The organism is Billgrantia endophytica (genome assembly GCF_002879615.1).
Classification (GTDB): domain Bacteria; phylum Pseudomonadota; class Gammaproteobacteria; order Pseudomonadales; family Halomonadaceae; genus Halomonas; species Halomonas endophytica.
In genome coordinates this window covers 46,866-55,815 of the sequence record NZ_PNRF01000018.1, presented here as the reverse complement: position 1 = coordinate 55,815, position 8,950 = coordinate 46,866, and the positions used below count along the sequence as shown (strand labels likewise).

Genomic DNA, 8,950 nt, shown 5'->3' with positions numbered 1-8,950 from the left:
GGAGGCCGAGGAACAGCGCCAGGCCGAGGAGGAGGCCCGTCGCCAGCAGGAGGCCGAGGAGCAGCGCCAGGCCGAGGAGGAGGCCCGCCGCCAGCAGGAGGCCGAGGAACAGCGCCAGGCCGAGGAGGAGGCCCGCCGCCAGCAGGAGGCCGAGGAACAGCGCCAGGCCGAAGAGGAGGCCCGCCGCCAGCAGGAGGCCGAGGAACAGCGCCAGGCCGAAGCGGAAGAGGCCGCTCGCCGTGCCGCCGAGGCGGCCAGCCAAGGCCTGGACCGAGCGATAGAGGGCGAATCCGACGCCGTCGCCAATGCTCGTCAGGCCCAGGAAGCGGCAAACAGCTTCATCAACCTGGTACGACGGGCCGTAGAGCAGGCCTGGGTGATCCCGCCGGGGGCAGAGGGTGGGTTGGATGCCACCGTTCAGGTTCAGTTGGGCCCCTCAGGGGAGCTATTTGGCGTTACCATTAGTCAGAGTAGTGGTGACAGTGCCTTTGATCGTTCCGCCATACAGGCGGTGGAAGCCGCCGCACCTTTCAGTGAGCTGCGCCAATTGCCCGCAACGGCACAACGAGACTTCCGTCAATTCAACCTGCGCTTTAGACCGGGAGATGTACGCTGATGAAAGCCCTGACGACCGCCTTGCTGAGCGCCATGTTGCTGATATTCAGCACTCTGGCGCAGGCTAATTTGACCATCGAGATCACCCGTGGCAGCGACCGGGCGACACCCATCGCCGTGGTGCCTTTTGCCGCAGACGGGGAAAGCCTGCCGGAAGACGTGGCCCAGATTGTCAGTGATAACCTGGAGCGCAGCGGTTTCTTCGAGCCCCTCGAACGTGGCGCCATGTACGACCAACCCACCAGTAGCGAGGAAGTGGGCTATGGGCAGTGGCGGGCGCTGGATGTTCGCTATCTGGTAGTGGGGCGCGTTGCCCGTGAAGGCGAGGGTTACCGGATTCGCTACGAGCTGATGGATGTCAGCGGCTCTCGGCGCATGCTGGGTGAAACCGTTACCGCAAGCAGCAATGAGCTGCGTGGCGGTGCCCACTACATCAGCGACCAGATATTCGAGGCGATCACTGGCATACGGGGGGCATTCTCGACCCGCATTGCCTATGTCACCGCCCAGGGCGCAGGGGATGACATGCAGTTTGCGCTCTATGTCGCCGATGCCGATGGCCGCAACAGTCAGCAGGTATTGAATTCGCGTGAGCCGATTCTTTCGCCGGCATGGTCGCCGGATGGGCGTAAGCTGGCGTATGTTTCCTTCGAGACCGAGCGACCTGCCATCTATATCCAGGAGCTGTCCAGCGGCCAGCGGGTCAGGGCGACTGCCTTCGAGGGTGTCAACGGTGCACCGGCCTGGTCGCCGGATGGTCGGAAGCTGGCCATGTCCCTGTCCAAGGACGGTCAGCCCGAGATCTACGTGATGGACGTGGCGGAACGCAGTTTCGAGCGGATCACCAACAGTTCCAGCATCGACACCGAGCCCGCGTGGGCCCCGGACGGACGCAGCCTGCTGTTCACGTCGGATCGCAGTGGCGGGCCACAGATCTATCGCCATGATCTGGGAAGCGGTCAAGTGGAGCGTCTGACCTTTACCGGCAACTACAATGCCCGTGGGCGCTTCGCTCCGGATGGTCAATCGCTCTTCCTGGTCCATCGCAGCAACAACGGCTATCAGATAGCCCGGCAGGATCTCGAGTCGAGCCGGCTAGTGGTTCTCAGCGATTCACACTGGGATGAATCGCCCAGTGTTGCGCCCAACGGGACCATGGTAATCTTCGCCACCCGGCAAGGAAACAGTGGGGTGTTGGGAGCCGTATCGGCCGATGGACGCGCGTCCTATCGGTTGCCATCGGCACAGGGTGACGTACGCGAACCCGCGTGGTCGCCGTTTCTGAATTAACGCTCAATCTACGTGTCATTCGTATCCATCAAGGAGTTTGACGATGCAATTCAAGTCGCATGCCAGGAGCCTGGCACTCGTATTGTCCCTGGTTCTCGTGGCCGGCTGTTCCAGCAGGGGCGGCACTCAGGACGGCAGCATGGATGGCACCAACGGTGGCGCCGCCGGTACCGGCGTGTCTGGCACGGGCCAGGTCAGCGGCACCGGAACCGGAACCAACGGTGACCGTGCCGGCCAGCAGGCCGATGGCCGCATCCCTGAAGTCCGCATCATCTATTTCGACTTCGACCGCGACAACATCCGGTCCGAGTTCGAATCGGTGCTGGTGGCTCACGCTCGCTACCTGCGCTCCAATGGCAACGCCCGCGTCGTGCTGCAGGGCCATACCGATGAGCGCGGCACCCGTGAATACAACATGGCTCTCGGCGAGCGGCGCGCGAACTCCGTAAAGCGCTTTCTCGAAGTTCAGGGCGTCTCTCCCTCCCAGCTGGAAGTCGTCAGCTACGGTGAAGAGCGTCCGGCGGTGCGTGGCCACAATGACGCTGCATACGATCAGAACCGCCGTGTGGTCTTCGCCTATTGATCGAACAGATGCCTTTGCGCATCGATGGAGACATGCATGAGACACAGTCTGAAGAGGCTGTGCGGCGCGGGAGCCCTGGTGCTCCCGCTGTCCGTCATGAGCCTGGCGGTAGCACAGCAAGGCCCGGTGGTCGAGGACCTGACCTCCCGGTCCGGTGGCGGATTCCTCGACCAAGCGGAAATCCGTGAGGAGGCTGGCGGCAGCCTGGTGATTTTCAATCAGGTCCAGGAGCATCAGCGCGAGATCCAGCAACTGCGTGGCGAGATCGAGGAACTGCGTCATCAACTGCAGCAGTTGCGCAACCAGACACGGCAGCAGTATATCGATCTCGACGAGAGGATCATGGCCGGTAGCGCCGGTATCGAGGCAACGCCCGAGGTCGACCAGGAGTCCGCCCGACAGGTCGCCGAAACGCCATCGCCAAGTGGTGCGAGTCCTGATGCCCAGGCTGCCTACCAGGCCGCCTTTGCCAAGGTCCAGGCACGCGAATTCCAGGAGGCGATCCAGGCCTTCGAAACCTTCGTTGCCGAGCACCCTGACAACAACCTCACCGCGAATGGTCACTACTGGCTGGGTGAGCTGCACTCCGCCGAGTCGAACCTGGGCGAAGCGGAAGCCGCCTTCCGCCAGGTGATCGACAATTACCCACAAAGCAGCAAGGTGCCCGATGCGCTCTACAAGCTGGGTCTGATCAAGGCTCGTCAGGGTGAGCCGGACGAGAGCCGAGCGCTGCTGGAGCGGGTGCGGGACGACTATTCCGACAGCGCCGCCGCCGGGCTTGCCAATGACTTCCTGCGCCAGTCCCTGTAAGGGCCGGCCTAGCTCTAGGAGCCGAAATGATCTGCAAGATTGACTACCAGGCGCCGGGCGACCTGCTCGAGGGCCGTGTCATTCTGGTGACCGGCGCCGGGGACGGCATCGGGCGTGCGGCGGCCATGACCTTTGCCCGCCACGGTGCCACGGTCATTCTGCTTGGGCGCACCATCGGCAAGCTGGAAAAGGTTTACGACGAGATCGAAGCCGCGGGCGGCGCCCAGCCGGCCATTTTCCCGCTCAATTTCGAGGGCGCCACGCTCAAGGATTACCACGACATGGCCGAGACGCTCGACAAGGAGTTCGGACGGCTCGACGGCATCCTGCACAATGCCGGCCTGCTGGGTCGTATCACGCCGTTCGAGCAGTACAACCCCGAGCTTTGGGAACAGGTGATGCAGGTCAACCTGAACGGCCCGGTCTGGATGACCCAGGCACTGTTGCCGTTGCTGGAAGCCTCGGCCGATGCCTCGGTGGTCTTTACCTCATCAGGGGTGGGGCGCAAGGGCCGTGCCTTCTGGGGTGCCTATTCGGTATCGAAGTTCGCCACCGAAGGCTTCATGCAGGTGCTGGCCGATGAGCTGGAGCACCGTGGCACCCTTCGCGTCAACTGCATCAATCCCGGCGCCACCCGAACCCGCATGCGTGCCAACGCCTACCCCGGCGAAGACCCCGAGACCCTGCGTGCCCCGGAAGAGATCATGCCGACCTACCTGTGGCTGATGGGGCCTGACAGCCGTGGTCATAACGGCGAGAGCTTCGACGCCCAGCCACCTCGCTCATAGCCAGGCCCCGCGTGCAAAAAGCCCCGCCCAGGGTTCAAGGGCCGGTTGAGGGCAACAGCGCCTTCACCAGCTCCTCGCTGGTCTCGAACCAGAGGTCGGCGGGCCAGTCGTGGAAGTCGTCACCCTCTTCGATGTAGCCGTAGCCCACGGCCACGGCCGGCATGCCGGCGGCGCGGGCTGCCTGCATGTCGCGTAGATGATCACCGATATACCAGCACTGCTCCGGTGGCACCTCGAGCCGGCGCGCGGCCTCCCACAGTGGTTCGGGAGCCGGTTTCTTGACGGAGAGGTCATCGGCACACAGCAGCGCACCGGGCACCAGTCCCAAGGCATCGATCAACGGCGCGGCATAGGCGCGGGGCTTGTTCGTCACGATTCCCCAGGGGCGGCGCAGAGCCTCCCAGCTTGCCAGCAGTCGCTCCAGCGGCGCGAAGACCCGACTCTCCTCGGCCACTGCCTGGCCATAGGCTTCCAGAAGGAACTGACGCGCATCGTCGTGCTGCGGATGCGCCTGTTCGAATCCCAGTGCCAGCATCACCAGGGCGCTTCCCCCGTTGGATACCTGGGAACGAATCATCGGGTAGGGCAGGGGAACCAGGCCATGGTGGGCACGCAGGGCATTGGTGGCCCGAGCCAGGTCGGGGGCCGTGTCGACGAGTGTGCCATCGAGATCGAAAAGCAGTGCCCGTGGCGTCGCCATCACGCCGACTCCCGACGACAGTGCATCAGGTAATTGACGGAGACATCATGGGGCGACAGCCGATACTGGCGGGTCAGCGGGTGATAGACCAGGCCACTCTGTTCACGCACGTCAAGGCCGGTTTCACGACACCAGCCGGCCAGTTCGGAGGGGCGGATGAACTTGCGATACTCATGGGTGCCCCGGGGAAGCATCTTCAACAGGTACTCGGCGCCGACAATGGCCAGGGCGTAGGCCTTGGGATTACGATTCAGGGTGGAAAAGAAGACGTGTCCGCCCGGCTTCACCAGGGTGGCGCAGGCGTGAATGACAGAGGCTGGGTCGGGTACGTGCTCCAGCATTTCCAGGCAGGTCACGACATCGTATTCACCGGCATGCCCGGCCGCCATTTCCTCCGCACTGGCCTGGCGATAGTCCACCTCGACGCCGCTTTCCAGGGCATGCAGACGCGCCACGCCGAGGGGTGCGTCTCCCATGTCGACGCCCGTCACACGGGCGCCACGGTGGGCCATGGCCTCAGCCAGAATGCCGCCGCCACAGCCGATATCCAGCACCTTTCGCCCCGCCAACCCACAGCGGGCATCGATGAAATCAAGACGCAGGGGGTTGATGTCGTGAAGTGGCTTGAACTCGCTCTCCGGGTCCCACCAGCGGCTGGCCAACGCCTCGAACTTGGCAATTTCGGCCTGGTCGACATTGTGGTGATGGAGGCTTGCGCTCATGTGTTCTCTCCGTGTGAATTGATCGGGCGCCCTGGCAACATTCAGCGCCTTCGGTATCATGCTTTATTCTACCCGTAGCTGCCCGGGCTTCCCATGACCGAATCGACGACCTGCCCGGGTGGTCATCCACCCAATGACAAGGAAGGCATAATGATTCGCAAGGCCGTTCTCCCCGTGGCCGGTTTCGGCACCCGTTGTCTGCCGGCCTCCAAAGCGATTCCCAAGGAAATGATCACCATCGTCGACCGCCCCGTCATCCAGTATGTGGTGAACGAAGCGGTAGCCGCCGGCATTCGAGACATCGTGCTGGTCACCCACGCCAGCAAGAGCGCCATCGAGAACCACTTCGACAAGCACTTCGAGCTCGAGGCCAGCCTGGAAGCAAAGGGAAAGCAGGAGTTGCTCGAGGAACTGCGTGCCATCGTGCCCGAGGATGTCAACATCATCAGCGTTCGCCAGCCCGAGCCCCTGGGGCTGGGTCACGCGGTTCTCTGCGCCCGCCCCGTGATCGGCGACGACGAACCCTTCGTGGTGCTGCTGCCCGATGTCCTGGTGGATGACGAAGGACAGCCCCATAATGACCTGGCGGGCATGATCGACGCCTACGAGACCACCGGGCGCTCGCAGCTCATGGTGGAAGAAGTGCCCTGGGAGCAGGTCCACAAGTATGGCATCGTGGATCCCGCGGGGGATGCCCCGGCCCCGGGCGAGTCCTGCCCGCTGGCTGGGGTGGTGGAGAAGCCATCCCGGGAGGAGGCGCCCTCCAACCTGGCGGTCATCGGCCGCTATGTCCTCCCCGGCAGCATCTTCACGCTGCTCGCCGACACCCCGCCGGGGGCCGGTAACGAGATCCAGCTCACGGACGCCATCGAGACCCTTCGACAATCCGAAGGTGTCGATGCCTGGCGCATGCGTGGCAAGACCTATGACTGCGGTCACCAGCTCGGCTACCTGGAAGCCATCCTGGTCTATGCTCGTCGCCATCCCCGCTTTGGCGAGGGCTTTCGTGAGCTGCTCGCTCGCTACAGCCAGACGGAGTAAATGCCATGCGCCTCGAAGTACATGGAAGCGAACTGGCGGCGGCCACGGCCGCCGCGGCTCTTTCCTGGGTAGGACACCAGGTGCACTGGGTTCCCCACGAAGCGATGCCCTGGCCGGCGCTGATGGAGGCCGACTGGCTGCGGCGGGAGCCGGATATCCTGGCCAGCCTGGCGGAAGGGCGTGAGCAAGGCACCCTGACGGTAGCCGGTAGCGATACGCCGAGGATGACCGGCCGTATCGATATTCTCTGGCTCGCGCTGTCACCGGAACAGCGGGACGGGGCCGGCGATCTGGTGGAGCGGGCGGCACGTCAGCACGGTGGCCCCCTCGTGCTGATCAACAACTCCACCTTTCCGGTGGGGGAGACCGAACGCCTGGAGGCCCGGCTTGGTGGAGCGGACCGTCGAGCCGTGTCCCTGGTCGATATGCTCGAAGAGGGCAGGGCCTGGGCCAGCTTTACCCGCCCGGGGCGCTGGCTGCTGGGCTGCGACGACGACCACGCCGATGCCCAGGTGCGCGAACTGCTGCGTGCCTTCAACCGCCGCCGTGATGTGGTCCAGCGCATGCCTCGCCGAGCGGCAGAGCTGACCAAGTTGGCAACCATCGGCATGCTGGCCACCCGCATCAGTTACATGAACGAGATTGCCGGGCTTGCCGATAGCCTGGGTGTGGATGTCGAGCACGTTCGCCAGGGCATGGGAGCCGACTCCCGTATCGGCTACGAATATCTCTATCCGGGCTGCGGTTTCGGTGGCCCCAATTTCTCTCGCGACCTGATGCGTCTGGCGGACGTTCAGGAAGCCAGCGGACGACGGTCGGCCCTTCTCGAGCAGGTACTGGACATCAACGAGCAGAAAAAGGAAACCCTGTTCCGCAAGCTTTGGACGCATTTCCAGGGGCGCCTCGAAGGGCGCACCATGGCGATCTGGGGAGCCGCCTTCAAGCCGGGGTCGGCACGCATCGACCATGCCCCGGTGCTGACACTGCTCGATGCCCTCTGGGCCCAGGGCGTCAGGGTACAGCTGCATGACCCCGCCGCCACCCCCGCATTGCGTGCCGAGGTAGGCGATCATCCCCTGCTGCGGCTGTATGATGGCGACCCCTACGCAGCCTGTGAGGGCGCCGACGCCCTGATGCTGGTAACCGAGTGGAAGCATTACTGGAACCCGGACTGGGCACGCCTTGCCGGACAACTGCAAGAACGCTTGCTGCTGGATGGCCGCAACATTTACGATCCTGCCCATGTGGCCGGCTGGGGACTGACCTACCGCGGTATCGGCCGTCGCGCCGACCCACCCGAACAGCGTTCATCTCGTTGAGGCGGCGGCGTGCGCGCAGGCGTCTTTCCCGCCTACAATGGGCAGGCGCCCGTCGTCGCCGCTAAAAGGAGTCTGCCATGCCCGAACCGCGTCCGCCCGAGCGACGCCCTATCGTGCCCGATCCGGATACCAGCCTGTCACGCGCACGTCGACAAGCCCAGCCGGTTCCCAGGCTATGGCCGCTGCAGCTCATGGTGCTCCTGTTGGTGATCGGCCTGGTCGGGCTGGCATGGTTCAGCTGGCAGGAGCAGCAGCGGTTCGATGCCCGATGGCAACAGCTCTCCGCCGAGATATCCAACGTCCATGCCCGCTTCGATGCGGAAGAAGGGCGAGGAGACCGACTGGAAGGATTGGCGTCTCGTCTGGCGTCCGTGGAAGGCCGGGGTGATTCCCTGGAAGCACGCACGTCGAACCTGGAGCTCGACGTGCGGCAGGTAGCCGAAGGCGAAGGGGCCGAGCTCAGCTCGCTCGGTGAGCGGCTGGACGAAATGGCGGTCCGCTTGGATACGCTGACCGACGAGGCCGATACCCGCGACGCCTTCCTCTCTGCCACGCAAGTTTCCCTGGATGCGCTCGAACGGGCCGGAGAAGAGGGTCGACAGGTGTTGGCAACGCGCATCGAGACCCTGGCCGAGACCAATGAGCGCCAGGCCGAGCAGTTGGACGCCTGGCAATCGCGACTCGATGAACTGGCTGACATGCGAGAGAATATCCAGTCTTCGCTGGAGACGGAACTTGCGGCCGTGGACGAACGGGCCCAGTCACATGTCGGGCAGGAGCTGGTAGCATTGGAAGGGCGACTCCAGGAGCGGGATGGCGTTCTGGAGAGTCGTCTTGATAGCATGGCAGGACAGTTGGAAACCGTTTCCGAGGAGCTCGATGCCTTGGCGTCAGGTCAGCAGGATGGCCAGCAAGCCGTCTCGGGATTGCAGGGTAGAATTTCCGCCATCGAATCGGAATTGATCGAGCTGCGACAGGCGCAGCTTGCCCTGAGTGCCGGGCTGGAGGCCCTGCAGTAAGTTGTTTCCTGTGCGAGTCGTCGGCTCGCCAGGTGATCATGGAGTCAGTCAGGAAGCCGTTGA

10 protein-coding genes are annotated in these 8,950 nt (G+C 64.0%); 8 read left to right on the top strand and 2 right to left on the bottom strand.

Going from position 1 to position 8,950, the window contains the following annotated elements; genetic code table 11:
- The 5 genes from tolA to C1H69_RS09400 form a co-directional block, all read left to right on the top strand.
- Positions 1-616: cell envelope integrity protein TolA (gene tolA, locus C1H69_RS09420; protein WP_102653151.1), on the top strand; the 616-nt coding region annotated here is incomplete at its 5' end.
- Entirely contained in the window at positions 616-1,905 is a 1,290-nt protein-coding gene (gene tolB / locus C1H69_RS09415; protein ID WP_102653150.1) for a Tol-Pal system beta propeller repeat protein TolB, read from the top strand. The genes tolA and tolB, both read left to right, overlap by 1 nt.
- A 43-nt stretch (positions 1,906-1,948) precedes the next feature.
- Positions 1,949-2,488 (top strand): peptidoglycan-associated lipoprotein Pal, encoded by a 540-nt coding sequence (pal, locus tag C1H69_RS09410; RefSeq protein WP_102653149.1) that lies wholly within the window; start codon positions 1,949-1,951, stop codon positions 2,486-2,488.
- Between the two features lie 36 nt (positions 2,489-2,524).
- Complete coding sequence (ybgF, locus tag C1H69_RS09405; RefSeq protein ID WP_102653148.1) at positions 2,525-3,298, top strand: tol-pal system protein YbgF; 774 nt, start codon at positions 2,525-2,527, stop codon at positions 3,296-3,298.
- Positions 3,299-3,324: 26 nt separating this feature from the next.
- On the top strand, positions 3,325-4,086 hold the full coding sequence (locus C1H69_RS09400) for a YciK family oxidoreductase (RefSeq protein WP_102653147.1): 762 nt from the start codon (positions 3,325-3,327) through the stop codon (positions 4,084-4,086).
- Between the two features lie 34 nt (positions 4,087-4,120).
- On the opposite strand, the gene C1H69_RS09395 is transcribed toward C1H69_RS09400, so the two are convergent.
- Together C1H69_RS09395 and ubiG are read right to left on the bottom strand one after the other, a co-directional pair.
- Positions 4,121-4,786 (bottom strand): HAD-IA family hydrolase, encoded by a 666-nt coding sequence (locus C1H69_RS09395; protein ID WP_102653146.1) that lies wholly within the window; start codon positions 4,784-4,786, stop codon positions 4,121-4,123.
- Entirely contained in the window at positions 4,786-5,508 is a 723-nt protein-coding gene (gene ubiG, locus C1H69_RS09390) for a bifunctional 2-polyprenyl-6-hydroxyphenol methylase/3-demethylubiquinol 3-O-methyltransferase UbiG (RefSeq protein ID WP_102653145.1), read from the bottom strand. The genes C1H69_RS09395 and ubiG overlap by 1 nt, the downstream gene beginning before the upstream one ends.
- A 150-nt stretch (positions 5,509-5,658) precedes the next feature.
- Between ubiG and galU the strand changes: the two genes are divergently transcribed.
- The 3 genes from galU (at position 5,659) to C1H69_RS09375 (ending at position 8,887) form a co-directional block, all read left to right on the top strand.
- Complete coding sequence (gene galU / locus C1H69_RS09385) at positions 5,659-6,549, top strand: UTP--glucose-1-phosphate uridylyltransferase GalU (protein ID WP_102653144.1); 891 nt, start codon at positions 5,659-5,661, stop codon at positions 6,547-6,549.
- Between the two features lie 5 nt (positions 6,550-6,554).
- Positions 6,555-7,868, top strand: a complete 1,314-nt coding sequence (locus tag C1H69_RS09380; RefSeq protein ID WP_102653143.1) for a UDP binding domain-containing protein — start codon at positions 6,555-6,557, stop codon at positions 7,866-7,868.
- Between the two features lie 77 nt (positions 7,869-7,945).
- Entirely contained in the window at positions 7,946-8,887 is a 942-nt protein-coding gene (locus C1H69_RS09375; RefSeq protein WP_102653142.1) for a DUF8104 domain-containing protein, read from the top strand.
- Positions 8,888-8,950: the final 63 nt, after the last annotated feature.